Consider the following 23,448-nt stretch of genomic DNA (forward strand, 5'->3'; position numbering starts at 1 on the left):
GCCGGCCGGCGCGCGCCTGGGTGCCGGCGCGACGCTGCCGGTGGCGGTGCCGCTGGCGCGGCTGGTCTGGCCGGGCGGTGTCGCGCTGCCGGTCGACATGACGCAGTCCGGCCGGCTCGCGCTGCCGCTGGGCGCGCTGATCGCCGCCGGCACCAACGTCGTCCTGCCTGACGGCGCCAGTTCGGTGAACCTGCGTCCGGCCGATGCGTCGGGACGCCAGGCGCTGAACTGGGCGCTCGCGCCCCTGCTGCCCGCCGGCTCGCAATCCTGGAGCCTGCGCCTGGTTGCCGGCGCCGACCTGGATGCCGCCGACGCGCGTCTGCGCAACACGCGCGGCACCGGCACGCTGACGCTGGCCGACACGCACTACGGCGTGAAGGTCACGGCGGGCGGCGTGGTGGCGGGGCTCAACTCCGCCGGCGCGATCGAGCTCTTCAACAACGTCGGCATGCCCGACGGCAGCGGCGACTGGACGCCGCTGCTGGGCAAGACGATGGAAGAGATCATCCAGCTGTACGGCGCGTTCTCGTGGGCCGACTTCGGCCTGCCGATGGACTTCTGGGACGCCGCGCGGGGTCACCTCCAGATGACTCTGACCCTGCAGGGCGCGAACGACTTCAACAACCAGTTCGGCCTGCCGCCGGGGATGAACAGCCCCGCGGAACTGGTCGGCAAGACCGAGAACGAGCTGATCACGCTGTATGGCGCGTTCTCGTGGACCGACTTCGGCCTGCCGTCCAACTACTGGGAACTGGGCCTGGGCAACGGCGCGACGATCAACCTGCCGTCGACGGTCGCGGCCAAGGCGCCGGCCTACAGCGTCGTGCGCACCGGCACCGGCGATCTGTCGCTGGCGGCTGCCGGCGATCTGACGATGAAGTCGGCCTACGGCGTCTACACGGCGGGCACGCCGACCAGTCTGGGTGCTCTCTTGGGTGACGCGGCGCTCGACGCGCGCTTCAACCAGCCGCGTGGCGCGCTCAACGGCGGCACGGTGCTGGGCAACGCGTCCGGCTCGCAGGCCCCCGCCTACGAGGCGCTGGTGGCCGGCACGGGCAGCCTGTACCAGGCCTGGTACCCGGACCGCGGCGGCAACCTGAACGTCGACGTGGGCGGGAACCTCACGGGCGACTCGTGGGCCGCGAGCGGCGAGATGCAGACGGCCAGTTCCGGCGTGGGCAACTGGCTGTGGCGTCAGGGCAGCGGAGGCACCGGCGGCACGGCTGAGGTGCCCACCGCGTGGTGGATCAACTTCGGCACCTACGTCTACCAGGACCGCCGCGACGTCAACGGCGATCCGCTGTACTGGCCGACGGTCACCGGCTTCACCGGCATCGGCACCCTGGGCGGCGGCGACGCGCGCATCCAGGTCGGCGGCGACGCGGGCATGATCTCGCGGCGCACCACCGGCACCGCGGTGAGCAACCGCAACGACAGCAAGGCGGCGCGTGGCGAGGGGCTGGTGCTGGCGGTGGCCGGCAGCGGCCGCGTGCTGGACGACGGCCGCGTGCTGCAGACCGGCGGCGGCGATCTGGACGTGCGCATCGGCGGCGGCTGGAACAGCCACCTCGAGGCCCGGCTGAGCGGCGGCGGCAACCAGCCGGCGCAGACGCACGAGCTGTACGGCGCCCTGGTGAACCTGCGCGGTGCGATCGACCTGTCCGCCGGCCAGATCGGCACGGTCGAGCAGTTCTACGGCGGCGTGCAGGACGCCCGGGAGCTGCGCGCGCCCGATCCCTACGCGTCGACCATGACCCGCGCCACCGGCGGGCTGATGCTGATGCCCGGCGACGCCGGCATGAGCATCACCAGCCGCGGCGATCTGGTGCTCGGCGGTACCGGCGATCCGGGGCTGGTGGGCACGCCCAATGCGACGCCGTTCAGCGCGATGGCCGGCAACGGACAGCGCGGCGTGACCTGGTTCAGCCTGTGGACCGACCGGACGGCCTTGCAGATGACGGCGGCGGGCGGGCAGCTGGTGCTGGACACGCGCGCCGGCGAATCGATGGCGGACCGCACGGTGGCCGACTTCGACTACACGAGCAACGGCGGCTGGTTCCTGCTCCCGGGCCAGGTGGCCGCGACGGCCCCCGGCGGCAGCGTCTACTACGGCACTTCCGCGGCCAATCTGCTGCCGGTCAGCTCGGCGACCACCCAGTGGAACAACGCCGGCCTGCTGCTGGCGCCGCTGGGCGAGCGCCGCATCGAGCTGCTGGCGGGGCAATCCCTGTACGGCGGCGGCTACGCGATCAGCAGCTCCGGCGCGGACACGGCCATCATGGCGACACCGCAGCGGCCCGGATTCGCGGGTTACGACGCGGACGGCGCGCGCATCGTCACCAACGGCGGCGCGACGGCGCCCGCGATCGATCGCGGTCTGTATCCGGTGCTGATGTTCGGCGCGAACACGCTGGACGAGGCCATCGCCGTCCGCACGACGGTCGCCGAGCCCTCGCGCTTCTATGCGGTGGCGGGCGACGTCGTCGGTCTGCGCACCGGCACGGTCGCGACCTACGGCGGTGCCGGCGACCGCACCGGCGAGCGCGACATCGTGGCCGCCGGCCCGGTCGCGATCAAGGCGGGCCGCGACATCGTCTACACCGGCAACCGCCTCGGCGACACACTGCCCGTGACGGGCGAGCTCACCGGCGACTCCCGCCAGAACGCCGTCCTGTCGGGCAACCTGATCGTGCACACGAACCGCAACGACGTGTCGACGCTGCAGGCCGGCCGCGACATCCTCTACGCCAACGTCGACGTGGCGGGGCCCGGCACGCTGGAGATCATGGCCGGCCGCAACGTGATCCAGAACGACCGGGGCGTGCTGAACAGCACCGGTCCCGCGGTCGCGTCGGATGCGCGGCCGGGCGCGAGCATCGTCGTCCAGGCGGGCATGGGCGCGAAGGGCGCGGACTATGCGGACTTCATCCAGCGCTACCTGGACCCGGCCAACCAGGCCGCGACGGGCACGCCGCTGGCGGACCAGCCGGGCAAGGTCGTCAAGACCTACCGCGCGGAACTGACCGACTGGCTGAAGGCGCGCTTCGACTTCGCCGGCAGCGCCGACGAGGCCGTCGCGGTCTATGCGGCGTTGCCGATCGAGCAGCAGCGCATCTTCGCGCGTCAGGTGTTCTTCACCGAGCTGAAGGCCGGCGGCCGCGAGTTCACCGCGATCGACGGCGTGCGCACCGGCAGCTACCTGCGCGGGCGCAACGCGATCGCGGCGATGTTCCCGGTGGTGGACGGCGGCAAGAACGGCGGGGACCTGCTGATGTACGGCGGATCCGGCATCCACACCGACCTGGGCGGTTCCATCCAGGTGCTGACCCCGGGCGGCGCGCAGACCTACGGTGTGGAGGGCGCGGCCCCGCCGTCGACCGCGGGCCTGATCACGCGCGGCGACGGCGACATCCAGCTGTTCTCGCTCGGCAGCATCCTGCTGGGCCAGAGCCGCGTGATGACGACCTTCGGCGGGGACATCCTGGCCTGGTCCGCCGGCGGCGACATCAACGCCGGCCGCGGCTCGAAGACGACGCTGGTGTTCACGCCGCCGCGCCGGGTGTACGACGAGTTCGGCAACGTGCGGCTCTCGCCGGACGTGCCGAGCACGGGCGCCGGCATCGCGACACTCAATCCGCTGCCAGAGGTCAAACCCGGCGACATCGACCTGATCGCGCCGCTGGGCACGGTCGACGCGGGCGAGGCCGGCATCCGCGTGTCCGGCAACATCAACATCGCCGCGCTGCACGTGGCCAACGCCGCCAACATCCAGGTGAAGGGGCAGTCCGCCGGCTTGCCGACGGTGGCCACGGTCAACGTGTCCGCGCTGACCAGCGCGAGCCAGGCCGCGAGCACCGCGGCCACCGCCGCGCAGGACATGGTCCAGCGCGAGCGGGAGGCGACGCGTCAGCAGCAGCCGTCGGTGTTCACGGTGCGCGTCGTCGGCACCGGCGGCGACCCGGCGGCGGCGCCGGACAAGCCGGCGGCATCGCCGACGAGCCAGGCGCCGACCTATGACGCGCGCAGTCCGGTGCAGGTGGTCGGCCACGGCAAGACGCTCGATCCCGCCGTGATGGCGCAGTTGACCGAGGCCGAGCGCAAGGCGCTGCTGGCCGAGCGGGACAAGGGCCCGACGAAGCCCTGATTGACTGCCGAGGCCGCTGGCCCTCACCCCCACCCTCTCCCGCAAGGCTCGGTGCTCTTTCTCCCTCTCCCGCTTGCGGGAGAGGGCAGGGGTGAGGGGCGCGCGCAGCGCGCGGGGTCTGGGCAGTCATGAGGCCTTGCCGGGCTCCGAATCCTCCCGAACTTTTTTATGAAGTTTTCGTGACCCCCGGTGGTTTCGGCGAGCCCGGGCCGTCTATGTATCGGGAAGTGACCTGCGAGGAAAAGAAGATGAGGGAGAGAAAGCTCGGGAGGACGGCGTGGGCCGGCCGCGCGGCGTGTGCCGCGTCGGTCGGCCTGATGGCCGCGGCAGCGCAGGCGCAGTCCGCGCCGCCGGTGCCGGAAGCGCCGCCCGCGGCGGCCGCCGCGACCGCGGAGGACACGCGCCAGGTCGATGTCTTCGAATACCTGGTGCGCGGCAACACCGTGCTGGACGCCCGCGCGATCGAGCGCGCGGTGATCCCGTTCCTCGGCCCGGGCCGCACCCGCAAGGACATCGACGGCGCGCGCGACGCGCTCGCCGCCGCCTACCAGGCCGCCGGCTACCAGTCGATCAGCGTGGACCTGCCGGAGCAGCAGGTCACCGACGGCGTCGTCGTGATCGAGGTCAGCGAGGTGCGCGTCGGCCGCCTGCGCGTGACCGGCAGCCAGTACAGCTCGCTGACGGAGTTGCGCGAGCAGGTGCCGTCGCTGCGCGAGGGCGAGGTGCCCAACTTCCAGCAGGCACAGGTCGAGCTCAACGCGATCAACAGCGCGCAGCGTCAGGTCATGCCCCTGGTGCGCCCGGGCCGCCTGCCGGGCACGATGGACGTGGACCTGAAGGTCGACGACCGCAGCCCGTGGCGCGCCAGCGCCGGCCTCAACAACGACAAGAGCGCCGACACGCGCGCGCTGCGCGCCAGCCTGTCCATCGGCTACGACAACCTCTGGCAGGCCGGCCACAGCGCGTCGCTGAGCCTGTTCGCGACGCCGCAGGACTACGAGCAGACCAACGTCGTCTCCGGCTCCTACACCGCGCCGATCCGCGACACCGCGTGGAGCGTCGAAGCCTCGGGCTATGTCTCCGACAGCAGCGTCGCGACGGTCGGCGGCACCACCGTGCTCGGCAAGGGCTACTCGGCCGGACTCAAGGCCACCTACACGGTGCCCGACAGCGGCGCGTGGTGGCATGCGCTGAGCCTGGGCGTGGACGTCAAGCGCAACCGCGAAGCGCTGCGCATGGGCGCCACCGGCGACAACGTGCCGCTGGACTACGCGCCGTTCACGCTCGCCTATGCCGGCCTGCGCCAGGGCGAGGACAACCAGCTCGCGCTCAACGTCGCGGCGGTGGTCGGCACGCGCAGCCTGTTCGGCTACGGCAGCGACTGGCAGCAGTTCGACTACAAGCGCTACAAGGCCTCGCCCAGCTTCCTGGTGCTCAAGGCCGACGTCAACGCCAGCCAGAACTTCTGGGGCGGCGCGCAGGCCGCCGTGCGCGTGGCCGTGCAGGCCAGCGACTCCGCGCTGGTCTCGGCCGAGCAGATGGCCGCCGGCGGCATGAACTCGGTGCGCGGCTACCTGTCGGCCGAACGCGTCGGCGATGTCGGCCTGGTCGGCGCCTTCGAACTGCGCACGCCGCCGCTGAGCATCGACGCCATCGCGCTCGACAACGCACGGCTCTACACCTTCTTCGATTTCGGCCACCTGCGGCTGCGCGATCCGCTGCCGGAGCAGCAGAGCCGCTTCACGCTGTATTCGGCGGGGCTGGGCGCGAGCTTCGGTCTCGGTCCGTACCTGAGCGGGCGGCTGGACTTCGGCTATCCGCTGCGGGCCGGCGAGCGCACCGAGCGCCACGACCCGCGCCTCACCTTCAATCTCAACGCCAGCTTCTGAGGTGGCGACCGCCATGTTCCTTCGATCCAAGACCTCCGCGGAGACCTCTGTCATGCGACGCATCCTCTTTCTCGCGCTCACGCTGATGGGCGCCCTCTGGCCGGGCCTGTCCCACGCCTGGTGGCAGGCCGACTGGGCCTATCGCAAGCCGATCACGCTGGACGCCGGTCCGCAGGGCGCGGCCCTGGGCGGCGACGCCGGCCGGGCGCCGGTGCTGGTGCGGCTGCACACCGGCAACTTCAGCTTCGAAGGCGTGTCCGAGAACGGCGCCGACCTGCGCTTCGTCGCCGCCGACGACAAGACCGTGCTCAACCACCAGATCGAGCAGTTCGATGCGCTGCTGGGCATGGCCCTGGTGTGGATCGACGTGCCGGCGCTGCCGGCCGGCGCGCCGCAGCAGATCTGGATGTACTACGGCAACAAGAAGGCGCCGGCCGCGGGCAACGGGCAGCGCAGCTTCGATCCGGACTACACGCTGGTCTACCACTTCGCCGAGACCGGCGCCCCGGCGCGCGACACCACCGCCTACGGCAACAACGCGCAGACCGCGACACCGCCGGCCGAAGGCACCGTGATCGGCCGCGGCGCCCAACTGGGCCGTGGGCCGCTGATGCTGCCGGCCTCGCCGTCGCTGGCGGTCGGCGCGCGGGCGCCGTTCACCTTCAGCGCGTGGATCCGTCCGGAAGCGCTGGGCGAGCGCCAGGTCGTCTACGCCCGCCATGACGGCGGCGGACACCTGGTGATCGGCGTCGACCAGGGCGTGCCCTTCGTCGAGGTCAACGGCCAGCGCAGCGCGCCGGGCCAGCCGATCCAGGCCGGCCAGTGGTCGCACCTGGCAGTGAAGGCGACGTCCGACAGCGTCACGCTGCTGGTCGGCGGCCGCGTGGCTACACGACTCGCAGGCGGTCTGCCGGCACTCAACACCGCAGCCGCGATCGGCGGCGACGGCCAGGGGCAGGGCGCCACCGGCGGAACCTCCGCCAACGCGTTCAGCGGCGCCATCGACGAACTGCGCCTGTCCAAGGTCGCCCGGCCCGATGCGCTGCTGATGGCGGACGCCGTCTCGCAGGGCGCCGAGTCGCGCCTCACGCGTTTCGGTCCCGACGAGCAGCAGGCCGGCAAGAGCCACTTCGGCTTCATCGTCGCGGCGATGCCGCTGGACGCCTGGATCGTGGTCGCGATCCTCGGCCTGATGATGGCCGTGTCCTGGATCATCATGATCGGCAAGGGCCGCGCGTTCGGCGCGATGGAACGCGCCAACGCCGATTTCATGGCGAGCTTCCGCGAGACTGCCGGCCAGGCGCTGGACTCGCTGTCGCGCGGCGACCGCGTGGCGGAGGACGTCAAGGCCGACGCGCCGCTGTGGCGCCTGTATGCCGTCGCCATCGACGAACTGCGCCGCCGCCATGAACGCGGCTACGACGTGAACGCGGTGTCCGCGTCCACGATCGGCGCGATCCGCGCCGCGATGGACGGCGTGATGGTGCGCGAGTCCGAGAAGATGGCGCGCCGCATGAACTGGCTGTCGACCACGATCGAGGGCGCGCCCTACGTCGGCCTGTTCGGCACCGTGATCGGGATCATGCTGGTGTTCGTCGTCGCGGCGATGGCCGGCGCGGTGGACATCAACTCGGTCGCGCCGGGCATGGCCGCGGCGCTGCTGTGCACGGCCGCGGGCCTGGGCGTCGCGATCCCGGCACTGTTCGGCTACAACTGGCTGTCGGCGCGCTCCGACGCGATCGGCGCGGACATGGCCGTGTTCGTCGACGAGTTCGCCACCCGCCTCGCCGAAGAGCAGGGCGAGGGCCGCCAGGCGCCCGCGCCGGTGACGACGATGCGGAGCGCCTGACCATGGCCCGCGCAGCGAAGTTCGGCGTCAAGAAGCGCTCGGGCGGCATCAACATCACGCCCTTCGTCGACGTGCTGCTGGTGGTGCTGGTGATCTTCATCCTGACCAGCAACGCCAGCATCCCCGGCATCAAGGTGGACCTGCCGAAGGCGAGTTCGTCCGTCGCGCTGGAGAAGCCCAAGACCAAGGCGATCACGATCGACAACGAGGGCCGGCTCTTCCTGGACGCGTACCCGGTGTCGCTGACGGAGCTCGAGGAACGGCTGCGCACCGAGAAGGCGCTGACGCCCGACTTCCCGGTGATCGTGCGCGGCGAGTCGTCGGTGCCCTACGCCAAGGTGGTCGAGGTGCTGGACCTGCTGAGCCGCATCGAGCTGAGCCAGGTCGGCCTGGTCACCGGCAAGCCGTCCTGAGGAACGCAGCGTGGACTCGAACCGTCTTTCCCCAAGGCCGTTGCGGGCCGCGTGGCGCCGCTGGGGCGGCTGGGCGATCGCCGCGGGCCTGCTGGCGGCTGCGGCGGGGCTGGTGTGGCATCTGATGTCGGACACCGCGGCGCAGCGCCGCGAGGCGCCGCAGACGGCGCTGCTGAGCCTGCCGCTGCCGCCTCCGCCACCCCCGCCGCCGGAACCCGAGCGGCGGCCCGATCCGGAGCCCGAGAAGCCCCAGAAGATCACCGAGCCGGACCCGACGCCGGAGAAGCCCGCCGAGAAGCCGATGGACGACAAGGCGCCGGAGCCGAGCCGCGACCTCGCGGCCGACCCGGTGACGATCGCCGGCGATGCGCAGGCGGGCAACGACGCCTTCGGCATCCAGGCCGGACGCGGCGGCGGGTCCACCGGTGGCGGTGGCGGCGGTGGACTCGGCGCAGGCTCGTACACGCGCTACGTATCGAGCCGGCTGCAGCAGGTGCTGCTGCGCGACGCGCGCACGCGGCACCTCGCCTTCGAGGACATCCGGCTGGACCTCTGGCTCGACGCGGCTGGCAAGACATCGCGCGTGGAGCTGGTGCAGGGCTCCGGCACGCCGCGCGTCGACGCGCTGGTGCTGGCGGTGCTGCGCGAGCTCGACGCCTTGGATGAACGTCCACCGGCGTCGCTGCGGTACCCGATGCGTGTCTCCATGAAAGGCGTGCGGCCCTGATCGGGCGGCGTGCTCCGTTTTTCCGAATCTCGAGAGATCGACATGAAACAACTGAAGGTGATGAACGCCGCGAAGGCCGCGAACGCCGTGACCGCGGCCTGCGTCGTCTCGCTGACGATGGTCTGCGCGCCGGCCATGGCGCAGGACGCCGCTGCGGCGCCCGCGGAAAGCACGATGGTCAAGCTGATCCGAGGCCTGATGAAGAGCGGTGCCCTGGCCAAGGACGTCGGCGATGCACTGCTGGCGCAGGCGCAGGCCGAGGCGACGGCGGCGCAGGCCGCGCAGCGTCGCGCGGCGCCGGGTGCTGCAGGCACTGCGGTCGCAGCAGCTGGTGGCGCCGCGGTGACGCGGGCCGAGGGCGGCGACGTGCGCGTGACCTACGTGCCGCAGGTCGTGAAGGACCAGATCCGCGACGAGGTGCGCACCGAGGTGATGGCGCAGGCCAAGGCCGAGGGCTGGGCCGCGCCCAACGAGACGCCGGAGTGGTCCAAGCGCATCCGCATCGAGGGCGACGTGCGCGTGCGCAACGAGTCGCGCATGTACTCGGGCAACAACAGCAACCAGGAAGTCAACTTCGCGGCGATCAACGACGGCAATCCGTATGACGTCAACCCGAACACGACCGCCGGCCTGCCGCCGCTGATCAACACTCGCCAGGACCGCAACAACCAGTGGCGCGTGCGGGCCCGGCTGGGCGTCGTGGCCGACCTGTCCGAGGACACGCAGGCCGGCATCCGCGTGGCCACCGGCAGCGACGCGAATCCGGTGTCGACGACGCAGACGCTGGGCGGCGGCCTGGACAAGAAGTCGATCTGGCTGGACCAGGCCTGGCTTTCGTACAAGCCGATGAAGGGACTGACGGTGACGGGCGGCCGCTTCGGCAACCCGTTCCTGTCGACCGACATGCTGTTCTCGTCCGACCTGAACATGGACGGCGTCGCGGCGCAGGCGCGCCTGGTCCCCGAGAGCAACAAGGACCTGGAGCTCTTCAGTACCGCCGGCTTCATCCCGCTGGAATACCTCTCCAACGACTTCCCCAAGACCGGCCAGGACAAGATGGCCAGCAAGAGCAAGTGGCTGCTTGGGCTGCAGGGCGGCTTCAAGTGGAAGCTCAACCAAGCCAACCGCGTGACCGTCGGCGTGGCGGGCTACGACTTCCGCAACATCAGCGGCGAGCTCTCCGCGCCCTGCGCGCTGTACGCGGGCGAGGACCACTGCGGCAGCGACTGGTCCCGGCCGGTGTTCATGCAGCGCGGCAACACCATCATGTCGCTGCGCGACATCGCGCTGAATCCGGACGACCCGGCCAACACGCCGATGCCGCAGTACTTCGGCCTGGCCTCACGCTTCCGGCTGCTGGACCTGAACCTGCGCTGGGACACACAGGTGGCTGGCGGGCTCGGGCTGCGGCTGGACGGCAACGTCCTGCGCAACCTGGCCTACAACGCCGACGAGATGTTCGCGCGGGCGCGCGGCAACATCCTCAACAACTTCGACAGCTCGGGCGGCGTGGGGCGCGCGGCGTTCCGCAGCGGCGGCTCGGCGTACACGGTGCAGGCGACGCTGGGCTGGCCGGTGACGCAGGCGCGTGGCGACTGGAACCTGCTGGCCGCCTACAAGCGCATCGAGCCTGATGCGCTGCCCGACGGCTACAACGATTCGTCCTTCCACAACGGCGGCACGAACGCGCGCGGCTTCATCGTCGGCGGCTCGTACGCGTTCGACAAGAACGCGTGGTTCACGGGACGCTGGATGTCGTCGAAGGAGGTCTACGGCGCGCCGCTGTCGATCGACACGCTGCAGCTCGAGTTCAACGCCCGCTTCTGAGGAGCACGCCGCCATGCCCACCACACTCTTGCCGCGGCGTCCGCCGTCGCGGCCGGCCACCAGTACCGGTCGATCCGGCCGGGCCCTCTCGTCAGGATCGTCGCGCTCGTCGGCTGCATCACGCCCGCTCGTGTCCGGTCCCGTCGCGTTGTTCGCCGGACTCGCGCTCGGTGCGTTGACGCTGGTCGCGCCCGCGCTGGCGCAGCAGCCGTCGATGGAGGAGCGGCTGCGCACGCAGCTGCGCGCCACGACGGCGCAACTGCAGCAGGCGCAGAACGAGCTCGCGCTGTTGAAGGGCGCCACGGCGACGCGGAGCGCCACGCCATCACCGACAGCGGCGGCGACCACGGCGGAGGTCGTGACGCTGCGGCGCGAACTCGCCGAGCAGCGCGCCGCGCTGTCCCGCGAGCGCGAGGCCCGCGAGCAGCGCGAGCAGCAGGACCGGCAACTGACCGAGGCGCGCGACGCAGCCAAGGGCGCGGCGGAGCGCTCGACGGCGCAGGCCGCACAGATGCGAGCCGCCTACGACGAGCTGCTGAAGCTGGCGCGGACCAGCGAGGCGGAACGGCAACGCCTGGCCCTCGACGTCGAGGCGCGGTCGCAGGCGATGAAGCAGTGCCAGGCCAAGAACCAGCAGCTGTACGAGGCGGGCCTGGACGTGCTGAAGGCCTACGAGACGCTCGGCCCGGGGACGATTCTGGCGACGCGTCTGCCGTTCGCGGCGAAGAGCCGCGTGCGGCTCGACGAGATCGCGCAGCAGCACGGCGACAAGCTGTACGAAGGCCGCTTCGACCCGCGCGCGACGCAGGAAGCACCGGCGGCGGCCGCGCCTGCGGCCACCACCCCTTGAAGGACGAATGAATGACCGAAACAACGCAGATTGATCTCGAGCCGACGACGACCGCCGCGACGGAGTCGCGCGTGGAAACGAAGCTGCTGACCTTGCTGGACGCGGGGGTCGTCACCGAGGCGATCCAAGCCGCGGGCTGCGGCGTCACGCCGGTGGTGGCGCCGGACGGCGTGTCGCATCTGCACAGCGCCTGCCACGGCGTGGCTTTCCAGGTGCTATGGGGCAATCCGGTCCCGCCGGCCGAGGACGGTGGAGCGGTCCGCTGGGCCGACCTGACGCTGAGCTGCCCGCTACGCGTGCAGGGCGGATCGCTGCCGGCCACGCTGGAATCGGAGTGGCACCGCGCCAAGCGCTTCGCGCGCGTCTCGCGGCACGCCGATCACGTGGTGCTGGAGATGGACATCGTCGCGGTGGGCGGCGTCTCGAAGGACCACCTCGATGTTCAGCTGCGCTTGTGGACGCAGATGATGGGGCAGTTCTTTGCGTTCCTGAGGAACTTCAGGACGGAAGGCGAGGCCGCAGCGGCTGCGGCGGCCTGACGCTCAGGGCCTCCCAGGCGTTCCTGGAGGGCCCCATGTGGCGCGGGATTGCCCTGGACGGCCCAGGACGGCTCATGCCGATGCGCGGTCCTGCGTCACTGCCTCCACCGCATCCAGCACCGCCTCCGGCGTCGCCGGCGCGCGCAGCGGCGGATCGCAGCGTTCCGGCCCGCAGGCCGCGACCGCGTCCTTGATCGCGAGCAGCACCGAGAACGGCAGCAGCAGCGGCGGCTCGCCGACCGCCTTCGAGCGGTGGATGCTGTCAGCCGCGTTTGGCGCGTCGTAGAGCGCGACGCGGAAGTCCTGCGGCATGTCGTTGGCCGTCGGGATCTTGTAGGTGCTGGGTGCGTGCGTCAGCAGCAGGCCTGACTGCGGATGCCAGACGAGCTCCTCGCTCGTCAGCCAGCCCTGGCCCTGCACGAACGCGCCTTCGACCTGGCCGATGTCCAGCGCCGGATTGAGCGACTTGCCGACGTCGTGCAGCACGTCGGCGCGCAGTACGCGCGTCTCGCCGGTCAGCGTGTCGATGAGCACTTCCGACACCGCCGCGCCGAAGGCGTAGTAGTAGAACGGGCGGCCCTGCAGCTTCGCGCGGTCCCAGTGCAGGCCCGGCGTCGCGTAGAAGCCGTCGCTCCACAGCTGGATGCGCTCCAGGTAAGCCTTGGCGACGAGCTCCTTGAAGCTGATCGCCTTCGGACCGTCGAGGCCTTCGCGATGACCATCGCCGTTGCCATCGGCTCGTCCGTCGACCCGGACCTCGCCGCCGTCGAAGACGAGCGCCTCTTCATCGCAGCCGAGCAGCCGCGCCGCCAGCGGCTTCAGGCGCTGCTTGATCTTGCGCGCCGCATCCTGCGCCGCCTTGCCGTTGAGGTCGGATCCCGTCGATGCCGCCGTCGCCGAGGTGTTGGCGACCTTGCTCGTGTCGGTCGCGCTCGCGCGCACCTGTGACGCCGACACGCCCAGCTCGTGGGCCACCACCTGCGCGACCTTGGTGTTGAGCCCTTGGCCCATCTCCGTGCCGCCGTGGTTCACCAGCACCGAGCCGTCCGTGTAGACATGCACCAGCGCGCCGGCCTGGTTCAGGTGGACGACGTTGAACGAGATGCCGAACTTCACCGGCGTCAGCGCCAGCCCGCGCTTGAGCACCGGGTTGGCCGCGTTGAAGGCCGCGATCTCCGCGCGTCGAGCGTGGTACCCGGAGGTCTCGACCAGGTGGTCCGTGAGCGCCTGGATCTGGTTGTCCTCCACGCGCTGGCCGTAGGGCGTGACGTCCTGGCCGTCGCGATAGAAGTTGCGCTGCCGCACCGTCAGCGGATCGAGGCCCAGTCGCCGCGCGACGCCGTCGAGGATCATCTCGATCGCCAGCGCGCCCTGTGGGCCGCCGAAGCCGCGGAAGGCGGTGTTGCTCTGCGTGTTCGTCCTCGCGGCGTAGCCGTGCATCGACACGTTCGGCAGCCAGTAGGCGTTGTCGAAGTGGCACAGCGCGCGCGCCATCACGGGCCCCGACAGGTCGGCGCTGTGGCCGCAGTTGGAGATCAGGTCGATCTCGGCGCCAAGGATCCGGCCCTCGTCGTCGAAGCCGACCGACCAGCGGTAGTCGAAGCCGTGACGGCGGCCGGTGACGAGGAAGTCGTCGTCACGGTCGACGCGCAGCTTGACCGGCCGGCGCAGCTGGTGGGCGGCGATCGCCGCGACGCAGGCGAAGAGCGCCGACTGCGATTCCTTGCCGCCGAAGCCGCCGCCCATGCGCCGGCACTGCACCGTGACCTGGTGGGACTGCCAGCCCATCGCATGCGAGACCAGCTGCTGCATCTCCGACGGATGTTGCGTCGAGCAGTGGATCAGCAGCGCCTGGTTCTCCTGCGGCAGCGCGTAGCTGATCTGGCCTTCCAGGTAGAACTGTTCCTGCCCGCCGACGGCCCACTCGCCATCGAGTCGATGAGGCGCTGCGGCGAGCGCGGCCTGCGCATCGCCGCGCGCCAGATGCATCGGCGGAATGACGTATTGCCCGATGGCATGGGCCTCGCGCGCAGTCAGCACCGCCGGCAGCGGCGTGCTGACGATGGCCTGCTTCGCCATCGCGGCGGCGCGGCGCGCGAGCTCGCGATCGGTCGCGATCACCGCGTAGACCGGCTGGCCGACGTAGCGCAGTTCGCCGTCGGCCAGGATGGGATCGTCGTGGAGCAGGGGGCCGCAGTTGTTCTCGGCGGGAATGTCGGCGGCGGTCAGTACCGCGACGACGCCCGGCTGACGGCGCAGCAGCGCGATGTCGATGGACACGAGCGTTCCGTGCGCCACCGGCGACAGTCCGAGCGCCGCGTGCAGCGTGCCCTGGGCCTCGGCGATGTCGTCGATGTAGGTGGCCTCGCCGCTGACGTGCAGGTGCGCGGCCTCGTGCGCGCGGCTGACGCCGACCTGCGGCTGCAATGCGGCGGGGGGCGCATCGATGGGCTCCTCGACACTGAAGCCGACCGGGAGTTCCGAGGGCTTGTTCATGCGACGCTCCGCTGCAGGTTGACGGCCTGCCAGACGCTGCTCGCCTCGGCGGCGATCGGCGCGTTGGCGCGGGTCTCCAGCCAGAAGCGGCGGATCAGGTTCGCGGCGGTGCGCTCGCGGTAGCTGGCACTCGCGCGCAGGTCGGTCATCGGCTTGAAGTCCTCGCGAAGCGCGGCGGCCGCAGCGATGGACGCAGCCTCGTCCCAGGCGCGGCCGGTCACCGCAGCCTCGGCCTTCGCCGCGCGCTTGACGATCGCGGCCATGCCGCCGAAGGCGAAGCGGGCATCGCGCACGACGCCGTCCTCGAGCCGCAGGCTCAGCACCGCGCAGACGGCGGAGATGTCGCTGTCGTAGCGCTTGGCGATCTTGTAGCCGCGCAGCCGCGTGCCGGGCGGCGGGGTGGGGACCTCGAGCGCCTCGACGAACTCGCCGGGCTCGAGCGCGTTCTTCATGTAGTCCAGATAGAAGGATTCGAGCGGCAGCGTGCGCCGCGTCGCGCCACGGCGCAGCACGATGCGCGCACCCAGCGCGATCAGCGCCGGCGCGCCATCCCCGATCGGCGAGCCGTTGGCGATGTTGCCGCCCAGCGTGCCGGCGTGGCGCACCGGCGGCGATGCGAAGCGCAGCCACAGCTCGCGCAGGGCGGGCACGTGCGCGGTCAGCGCGGACCAGGCCTCTTCGAGCGTCACCGCGGCGCCGATGCGCAGCGTGGTGCGCTCCTGCACCGTGATCGTGTCTATGCGGCGCAGTTCCTCGACGCTCCCCGTGAGGATCACGTCGCCGAGTTCGCGCTGCTGCTTGTTGACCCAGAGTCCGACATCGGTCGCGCCAGCAACGAGCCGCGCCTGCGGCATCGATTCGCGCAACGCGGCGAACGCGTTGATCGAGCGCGGCGCGAAGACGCGCTGCGGCGAACCGGCGCGCGAGGGCGCTTCGTAATGGAGCGGCGGGTCCTCGGCCAGCACACGCAGCGCCTCGACGATGGGCGCGCGATCGATCGTGCGCGCGGGCGCGTCGAACATGCGCTCGCCCGCGTCCAGGATCGGCCGGTAACCGGTGCAGCGGCACAGGTTGCCCGACAGGTCGTCCGCGAGCGCCTGGCGCTCCGGCCGCGTGCCGCAGGCCTGGTGCCGCTCATAGATCGCCTGCATCGTCATCGCGAAGCCGGGCGTGCAGAACCCGCATTGCGAGCCGTGGCAGTCGACCAGCGCCTGCTGGACCGGGTTCAGGTCGGTGCTGTCGCCCAGGTCCTCGACGGTCAGCAGCGCCTTGCCGTCGAGCATCGGCAGGAACTGGATGCACGCGTTGACGTTGCGCAGGCCGACGGCGTGGCCGTCCGCATCCAGCTCGCCGACCAGCACCGTGCAGGCGCCGCAGTCGCCCTCGGCGCAGCCTTCCTTGGTGCCGGCGCAGCGGGCGTGCTCGCGCAGGTACTGCAGCACCGTGGTCGTCGGCGGCAGACCGGTCACGGACTGCAGCTGACCCTGGTGGAAGAAGCGGATCGGACGGGGAGAGGTCATGGACGGGAACAGGCTGGGGCGCGCACGGATGCAATTAACCAGAACGGTACTCCTCCGACGGCGCTATGGTTATACGATGGGTGTTATGACATTCATATGCCATCTGACATGTCGGAAGCGCTGAACTTCGACAAGATCGACCTCCTTCTGGTGCGGGTCCTGCATACCTTGATTTCCGAGCGCAGTGTGTCCAGGGCCGCCATGCGGCTCGGCAGCACGCAGCCCGCCTTGAGCGCGCAGCTGCGGCGTCTGCGCACCCTGACGGGGGATCCGCTGCTGGTGCGCAGCGGCGCCGGGATGACGCCGACCGCGACCGCGCTGGAACTGCTCGCCCCCGCTGAACGTTTGTTGCGCGAGGCCGACGAACTGTTCGGCGCGCGGCTGCGCAAATCGGGCTTCGACCCTTCCACCGCTGAGTTGCGCCTGCGCGTCGCGGCCAGCGACTACCTCGATCCGCTGTTCCTGCCGATGCTGGTGGCGCACCTGCAGCGCCTGGCGCCGGGCGTGCAGCTCGACCTGCAGCCGCTGAACGCCGATTTCGACTACCGGGCCTCGCTCGCCCGCGGCGAGGTGGACCTGGTGATCGGCAACTGGCTGGAGCCGCCCGGCGAACTCCACATGGGCCGGCTGCTGGTGGACGAGGTCGTGTGCCTGGTCAGCAAGGACCATCCCGCCGCACGGATGACGCCGCGCGCGTGGACGCAGGAGCGCTACCTCGACTGCCAGCATCTGGCGCCGATGCCGCTGAGCCGCGGCCAGCCGGGCGTGATCGAGCAGCACCTGGCCTCGCTCGGGCTGGAGCGCCGCATCTCGGTGCGCTGCGCCCATTTCGGACAGCTGCCGCAGATGGTGGCGCGCAGCTTGCTGGTGCTGACCACCGGCCGGCTGTTCTGCAACCGTTACCTGGACCAACTGCCGGTGACGGTGCTGCGCTGCCCGGTGCAGTTCCCGCCGATGACGTACTACCAGCTGTGGCACGACGTCAGCCACAACAGCGCGCCACTGCGCTGGCTGCGCGAGCAGGTGCGCGAAGTCGCGCGCGAGCTCGTGAAATAGGGGCTTCTGAGTCGCCGCGCCTGAATCGCTTCCTGAGTTCCTTCCGCCGATTTCCTCTCTTCGAATCTCCTTCCGCTGAACGCATGACGACCGACCGATCCGCCGCTCCCGCAAGCCTGGCCCTGAAGGGCGACCTGCTGGACTTCACCGCCGCGCCGCAGTGGGCGCGCGTGGACGACCCCGCCGTGCGCTTCCGTCCGGATCACTGGCTGCTGATCGAGGATGGCCGCATCGTCGGTGCGCAGCCCGAGGATCCGGGCGAGGGCTGGGTCCGCCATGACCACAGCGGGCGGCTGATCCTGCCGGGCTTCGTCGACACGCACGTGCACAGCCCGCAGCTGGACGTGATCGCGTCCTATGGCACGGAGTTGCTGGACTGGCTCAACACCTACACCTTCCCGGCGGAGCAGCGCTATCAGGATCCCGAGATCGCGCGCATCGGCGCGGGACGTTTCCTGGACGCGCTGCTGGCGCACGGCACGACCTCGGCGGTCGTCTATCCGACGGTGCACAAGGTCTCGGCGGATGCGCTGTTCGATGCCGCCGCAGAGCGCGGCATGCGGCTCATCACCGGCAAGGTGCTGATGGACCGCAACGCGCCCGAGGCGCTGCGGGACGACGTCGTGCAGGCCGAGCGCGACTGCCTCGACCTGATCGCGAAGCACCACAACCGCGAGCGGCTCTCCTACGCCGTCACCGTGCGCTTCGCGCCGACGAGCACCCCCGAGCAGCTCGCGATGGCCGGCGCGCTGTGCCGCGCGGATGCCAGCCTCTACATGCAGACGCACGTGGCCGAGAACCGCGGGGAGGTCGAGTGGGTGGCCAAGCTCTTCCCCGAAGCGCGCAGCTACCTCGACGTCTACGACCGCGTCGGCCTGCTGCATCCGCGCGCGGTGCTGGCGCACGGCATCTGGCTGGACGACGAGGATCGCCGCGTCGTCGCGCGGACCGGTGCCCACATCGCGCATTGCCCCTCGTCCAACCTGTTCCTGGGCAGCGGGTTGTTCGACTGGCCCGGCGCGCTCGCCGCGGGCGTGCGCGTGAGCGCGGCCAGCGACGTGGGCGGCGGCACCTCGCTGTCGGCGCAGCGCACGCTGGCGGACGGCTACAAGGTGCAGGCGCTCAACGGCCAGCGCCTGACGGCGTGGGCGGGGCTGCATGCGGCGACGCTCGGCGCGGCGGAGGCGCTGGGGCTGTCGGACGAGCTGGGCCACTTCGGCGCGAAGACCCTGGCCGACGTCTGCATCTGGGACTGGGCCGCCGGCCCGGTCGCCGAGGCGCGCATGGCCCTGGCGCGCGACCCGCATGAGCGCGCCTTCGCGTGGATGACGCTGTCGGACGACCGCAACCTGGTGGCGAGCTACGTCGCCGGCGTGCCGCGTTATCGCAGGGGGTTTGCAGCGAGCTGATGCGTGAGATTCCGATCCGCGATGGATCGACTACGCACGGAGACGGTCAGACTGGCGGTCAACGAGAGACAAGACAAACGCGCCGAGAACTGCGGCGAGGTATTCCCCGAGGCCAATCAGCCGCCAAGGCAGCCCGCGGTGGCCTCGGAGATCCAGGACCGCGATCTCTCGGAGCGCGTGCATGTGTCCGCGCTTTGCGGCCTGTATCAGGTATCGGTAGCCCTCGACGGGATTGGCCTCGACGCCTTTGCCTCGCGCGGTTGCATAACCGAGCCAGAACAGCGACGGCAAGTGGCCCGTTTCCGCCGCCATGGCGTAGCGAGCTCTTGCTTCCTGGTGCCGGCCTGAGCGAGTGAGATAGCGGCCGCAATAGAAGTTGCCCTGCGGCGAGCCGAGCGCCGCCGCCCGCTCGAACCAACGCGCGGCGCCCGCTTCATCTTGGGCGACGCCAAGACCATTGAGCAGTTGCCAGGCCACCATCAGCTGGCTGTCGACGTGGCCTTCCTCGCCGAGCTGCGAGTAGAGGGCGAAGGCCGCTGCGAAGTCATGCCTTCGATACGCCGATTCGGCAGCCGCGAGATCGTCGGTTGTGGAATGGGGCTTCATGGTCCTGTTGGCTTGATCCATTCCGGAAGTGGTGGGGGCGTCGGATCACCGGGTCTGCAGATAGGAGGACGAGGAATCAGAGGAGGCCGCGGCGGAATCGGTGGAGGGAGCGCTGCTTCATCGATTCCTCGCGCGACAGAGATAGCAGTGCGCGCCGCTGCGGGCAGTAGACCGAAGTACGCGTAGGCACCATAGGCCGCTGAAGCACTCCCAATCGATCCAATCGCCCCCGCCGTCATTGCAGCATTCCCTGCGACACCGTAGGTCGCGGCCTGTCCGAGCGTCGTCCCGCGTTGAACGCCACCAACAGTGGACATGAAGAGCAGTCCGTCTGGATCCACGCGGTGAATTGGATTGCCTTCCACATAACCATACGTGTTGATTCCTCCGGACAGGCCGATTGGATCACTCTGCGTATATCTGCCCAACATGGAGTCGTAATACCGATTCCAGTTGTACCAAAGCCCCGTCTCTTGGTCCCAGTACTGACCGGGGAATCCGACATTGAGTCCACCGACGGAGTCCGTCACCACCTGACGATCGAACGCCGAGTTCACCGCGCGCCACACGACTTGCGCAGAGGAGTTGGTCAGCACTTCAGGACGTCCCAGATGGTCGTTGTGGCTGGCATAGAACTGTCCGTTGCGGAAGATGCCGAGCAACTCCCCTCCCGCCCGGATGTACATCGTCGTCTGTTGTGGCCCCGCCTCGTAGATCAAGTCTCCTGAGGGCGAATAGAAGTAGCGCGTGTCTCCTTGGGCGGTGTGCTTGTAGACCCGCTGATTGAAGGCATTGCTCGCGTACTGGGCCACCGTCACACCGTTGACGGTCACGCTCGAGAGCCGATTGAAAGCGTCGTAGCCGTATCCGCGTGCGCCATCCCACCGACTTTCCGTTGACAGGTTGCCCATCGCGTCGTAACCCATGTTTCTCCATTGCGAGCCGCCGACCGATGCGAGCCGGTTGGTCGACGGCTGCAGGGTGAGAGCTGCGCTGTTGCCCTGTCTCGTATAGCTGGTCCGATTGCCCATCTTGTCCAGAACGAAGCTCTGGTCGTCGCCGCTGCGTGCCACGCTGGTGAGTCGATCCGTGGCGTCGTATCCGAACGAAGCCGTCTGATTGGGGTAGATGCTGTCTGCGATCTGCTGGACCGTGTCCGTCGCGTAATACGAAAAATCCAAGCCGTGAACTCCCGGACTCGACAACGCCATGATGCGTCCATCCAGGTCGAGGGTCACCATGCGGGCCAGTCCATTTCCAAAGCGCCACCCGAAGACGCGTGCCGTCGCGGGTTGATAGAGGAATTGATCCGCCAGCGTCGACCAGGCTCCCGTGTGATTGCTGCTGATACGACTCACGCGCCCGCGGTTGTCATACGTATAGCTCAGCGAGATCCCGTTGGTGTAGGTCATGTTGATGGGGCGACCGAATGTGTCGTATCTCCATGAGAAGCCGAAATCCTGTCCCGCCACATTCACGCCCTGGAACGACAGCTGACCGTCCGCGTTGTAGATGTAGGACGTCGATCCCGAGGCATCGCTGAAACCCGTCAGCCGTCCCTTGCCATAGGAGCCTTGGTCGTACGCCAGTGTCTCGGTCACGCCGCCCGAAGATCGACTGGTCATTCGACTCAGGGTGTCCCAACTGAACGTCGTTGCAACGCCATTGGCGCGCGTCATCGTCTGCAACCGACCGACCGCGTCGTAACCGAAGGTCGTGGCGCCGGTATCCGGACTGGTCACCTTGGTACGTTCACCGAAGCCGTTGCTCTCATAGCTCGTGGTCAGGCCTCGTGGATCCTGCACTGTCGCCAATTGTCCTTCGGCGTTGTAACCGAACGCCGTGACCCCGTGATCCCCCGTCTCGCTGGTCTTGAGACGATCCAGGCTGTCGTAGCTGAAGCTTTGCGTGTTTCCTACGGCGTCCGTCGTCGATGTGAGGTTGTCGTTGGCGTCATAGCCATAAGTCCAGAGTTGCCCGTTGTTGCCCGAACGCTTCCAGTCGCGCATACGGCTATCTCTATACAGGCGGCTCGAAAACTTCCCGCCCGCGCGAGAGGCCAAAGTTTGACCACTCAGGTACGGCCGCTCCCGATACGACGAAGTCTCTTCAGAGTTCGATTCGATCCAAATGTCGAACTGGACGCTATCCCCAAACAGGTCTCCTACGGAAATGGCGCGCATTGCGCTGTTGTAGAAGATGGTCGTGCCAGTGCCGTCGGCATTCTGGATCTTTTCCGGCTGCCGATTGTTGTTGTAGGCGATCGTTGTCGTCCGATTACCCGTCGGCAGGCGCTGAGTCCGCTGAGTCTGATTGCCCTTCGCGTCGTACAGATAGTCGATGCTCACGCCGTTGACGTCGGTGAATCGACCATGCTTTCCCAGGCCGTTGTACGACGACCAGGTCGAGGTCTGTCCCGCGAAGTTGACCGTCGATGCAAGATTTCCAGAGGCGTCATAGTTGACGCTCGTGGTGACGGGGCCGGCCGGTAGCGTGACCGTCGTCGAGCGCTGGGCCAATGCGCCGCTCGGATGGAAGGTGTAGCCGTAGGTGAGCTTTCTCTCCCGGGACGTGAGGAGATCAACAACAGTTTGTGTCTCCAACTCCCCGCTCGCGGATCCAGACGATACGTAGGTGTACTTGATCTTGCGATAAGCCAGATCGTTGGCATTGAGGAACGTCGTCTCGCTCAGACGATTGCCGGACCAGGTGTTCACTTGCGACAGCTTGTCCGTTGTGCCGGCGGCGTAGATCGCCTTCATCAGCTTGCCGGCGCTGTCGTTCTGGTACTCCGTCCGGTTGCCTTTGCGATCGACGGAGAGATTGACGTAGCCATAGGCGTCATAGCCCATCGACGCGATGCTCGATGCGCAACTGCTGGTCTGGGCCTGCGAGGTGCTGATGAGCCGATAGGCGTCGCCCGTCCATTGATAGGCGTAGGTCGTCGGCTGTCCGGCGCGATCGGTCACGGTCACCGTGCTGTTGCCGGTGTTGTAGGTGAAGGTGTCGCGCGCTTCCCCGTTGGTGGTACCGCTCGAGCTGACGCGCTGATCGCCGTAGTAGGCATAGGTCGTGTGCCTGATGCCGTTGATCGAGATGCCGGTCAGGAACGTCGGGCCCACCGGGCTTTCGTAGTGATACGTCCTGATGTCGGGATTGGGCCCGGGCGAAGTCACGGACGCCAGCATGCCGTTGCCGTCGTAGCCGTATGTCCAGCGATTGCCGGCAGGATCGGTCACCGCGGTGACATGTCCCGCCGACCATTCGAAGACCACGGATTGCCCGACTGTGTTCGTGATCGTGCTGACCTGCCCAGGCGCGCCGTATTGCAGTTGCGTCCGTTGACCTTGAGGACCAGTCACCGATTGCAGGTAGCCGTCGTCCGAATAGAAATAGACGGTCTGACCCTTTGTCAGCAGATAGCCGTAGTACGGCAGGTACTCCAAGGTGCCGCCACTCGCGGCGCCTGTCGTGTAGATGAAGGGGTCTGACGCACTCGGGATCAACCGATAGTGTTCACGCGAGCCGTCGGCATTCCAGAGGTTCACCGTCTGCGGAATGATTCCCCAGTCCGGATTGTTGACCTGCCCGGCGGTCATGAGCTTCAGCGTCGACAGGCTGGAAAACCACTTAGGGCCGAACATGCCATTGGCGCCGTAGGTCGCCGGCATGCTGCGGTAATGACGAGAGAGGCTCAGACCGTAAAGGCCGGCGGAGGTGAAATCGACCTCGGTCTTGATCTTCTCGCCAGTGGCGATGATGACGGGGTTGCCGGTGGTGGGGTTCTTTCCCTTCCCATCGCCTTCGCACGGGTTCTCTGCCTTGGCGTTGTCCTTTGCTGGCGCCGCTTGCTGCTGGCCCGGTGAGGGGTCACTGCCGCCGGGGCCGGCGCCGCCATCGGTGATGTCACGCCCGGCGGGTGGGCGGTCCGGAGGCAACGGCGGAGGCGGGCGAGTGCCATCGGTGACGGACGTAGGCAGAGTGGCGTCGGGCACGGGTGGCGCTTCCGGTGATTCCACGGGAACCGTCGGCAAGGGCTTCTCAGTCGCAGCGGCCATTGCCGTCGTCGACTGAAGAAAGGCGAGCGCAACCAGAGCGCTCATTCGCGCTTTACATTTATTCA

The 23,448-nt window shown here is 69.1% G+C and carries 14 protein-coding genes; 10 read left to right on the plus strand and 4 right to left on the minus strand.

Going from position 1 to position 23,448, the window contains the following annotated elements:
- The 8 genes from AC07OZ_RS26735 to AC07OZ_RS26770 all read left to right on the plus strand — a co-directional run.
- Positions 1 to 4,144, plus strand: a 4,144-nt coding sequence (locus tag AC07OZ_RS26735) for a filamentous hemagglutinin family protein (protein WP_495470079.1), incomplete at its 5' end; no start/stop codon positions are given.
- A gap of 248 nt (positions 4,145 to 4,392) precedes the next feature.
- Positions 4,393 to 6,033 carry a ShlB/FhaC/HecB family hemolysin secretion/activation protein gene (locus AC07OZ_RS26740; protein WP_495470080.1) on the plus strand — a complete coding sequence of 547 codons (1,641 nt, stop codon included), beginning with the start codon at positions 4,393 to 4,395 and terminating at the stop codon, positions 6,031 to 6,033.
- A gap of 52 nt (positions 6,034 to 6,085) precedes the next feature.
- Positions 6,086 to 7,882, plus strand: coding sequence for a DUF2341 domain-containing protein (locus AC07OZ_RS26745; protein ID WP_495470081.1), 1,797 nt, complete (start codon positions 6,086 to 6,088; stop codon positions 7,880 to 7,882).
- A gap of 2 nt (positions 7,883 to 7,884) precedes the next feature.
- Positions 7,885 to 8,295 carry an ExbD/TolR family protein gene (locus tag AC07OZ_RS26750; RefSeq protein ID WP_495470082.1) on the plus strand — a complete coding sequence of 137 codons (411 nt, stop codon included), beginning with the start codon at positions 7,885 to 7,887 and terminating at the stop codon, positions 8,293 to 8,295.
- Between the two features lie 10 nt (positions 8,296 to 8,305).
- Positions 8,306 to 9,022, plus strand: a complete 717-nt coding sequence (locus AC07OZ_RS26755; RefSeq protein ID WP_495470083.1) for an energy transducer TonB family protein — start codon at positions 8,306 to 8,308, stop codon at positions 9,020 to 9,022.
- 42 nt (positions 9,023 to 9,064) lie between these two features.
- Positions 9,065 to 10,849, plus strand: coding sequence for a putative porin (locus tag AC07OZ_RS26760; RefSeq protein ID WP_495470084.1), 1,785 nt, complete (start codon positions 9,065 to 9,067; stop codon positions 10,847 to 10,849).
- A gap of 13 nt (positions 10,850 to 10,862) precedes the next feature.
- Positions 10,863 to 11,699, plus strand: coding sequence for a hypothetical protein (locus AC07OZ_RS26765; protein ID WP_495470085.1), 837 nt, complete (start codon positions 10,863 to 10,865; stop codon positions 11,697 to 11,699).
- A gap of 11 nt (positions 11,700 to 11,710) precedes the next feature.
- The gene (locus AC07OZ_RS26770; RefSeq protein ID WP_495470086.1) at positions 11,711 to 12,238 is read left to right on the plus strand and encodes a YbjN domain-containing protein; all 528 of its coding nucleotides are present in this window, start codon (positions 11,711 to 11,713) and stop codon (positions 12,236 to 12,238) included.
- Positions 12,239 to 12,310: 72 nt separating this feature from the next.
- Here AC07OZ_RS26770 and xdhB read toward each other — a convergent pair whose 3' ends face one another.
- Positions 12,311 to 14,734 carry a xanthine dehydrogenase molybdopterin binding subunit gene (gene xdhB / locus AC07OZ_RS26775; RefSeq protein ID WP_495470087.1) on the minus strand — a complete coding sequence of 808 codons (2,424 nt, stop codon included), beginning with the start codon at positions 14,732 to 14,734 and terminating at the stop codon, positions 12,311 to 12,313.
- Entirely contained in the window at positions 14,731 to 16,254 is a 1,524-nt protein-coding gene (xdhA, locus tag AC07OZ_RS26780) for a xanthine dehydrogenase small subunit (RefSeq protein WP_495470088.1), read from the minus strand. Before xdhA ends, xdhB begins: the two co-directional genes overlap by 4 nt.
- Before the next feature lie 96 nt (positions 16,255 to 16,350).
- Here xdhA and AC07OZ_RS26785 point away from each other — a divergent pair, with 96 nt between their 5' ends.
- Together AC07OZ_RS26785 and guaD are read left to right on the plus strand one after the other, a co-directional pair.
- Positions 16,351 to 17,310 carry a LysR family transcriptional regulator gene (locus AC07OZ_RS26785; protein WP_495470089.1) on the plus strand — a complete coding sequence of 320 codons (960 nt, stop codon included), beginning with the start codon at positions 16,351 to 16,353 and terminating at the stop codon, positions 17,308 to 17,310.
- 83 nt (positions 17,311 to 17,393) lie between these two features.
- On the plus strand, positions 17,394 to 18,719 hold the full coding sequence (guaD, locus tag AC07OZ_RS26790; protein ID WP_495470090.1) for a guanine deaminase: 1,326 nt from the start codon (positions 17,394 to 17,396) through the stop codon (positions 18,717 to 18,719).
- Between the two features lie 30 nt (positions 18,720 to 18,749).
- On the opposite strand, the gene AC07OZ_RS26795 is transcribed toward guaD, so the two are convergent.
- The gene (locus AC07OZ_RS26795; RefSeq protein WP_495470091.1) at positions 18,750 to 19,325 is read right to left on the minus strand and encodes a tetratricopeptide repeat protein; all 576 of its coding nucleotides are present in this window, start codon (positions 19,323 to 19,325) and stop codon (positions 18,750 to 18,752) included.
- Entirely contained in the window at positions 19,322 to 23,428 is a 4,107-nt protein-coding gene (locus tag AC07OZ_RS26800) for an RHS repeat-associated core domain-containing protein (RefSeq protein WP_495470092.1), read from the minus strand. Before AC07OZ_RS26800 ends, AC07OZ_RS26795 begins: the two co-directional genes overlap by 4 nt.
- Positions 23,429 to 23,448 lie beyond the last annotated feature (20 nt).

Source organism: Roseateles sp. GW821-FHT09G03 (genome assembly GCF_059416045.1).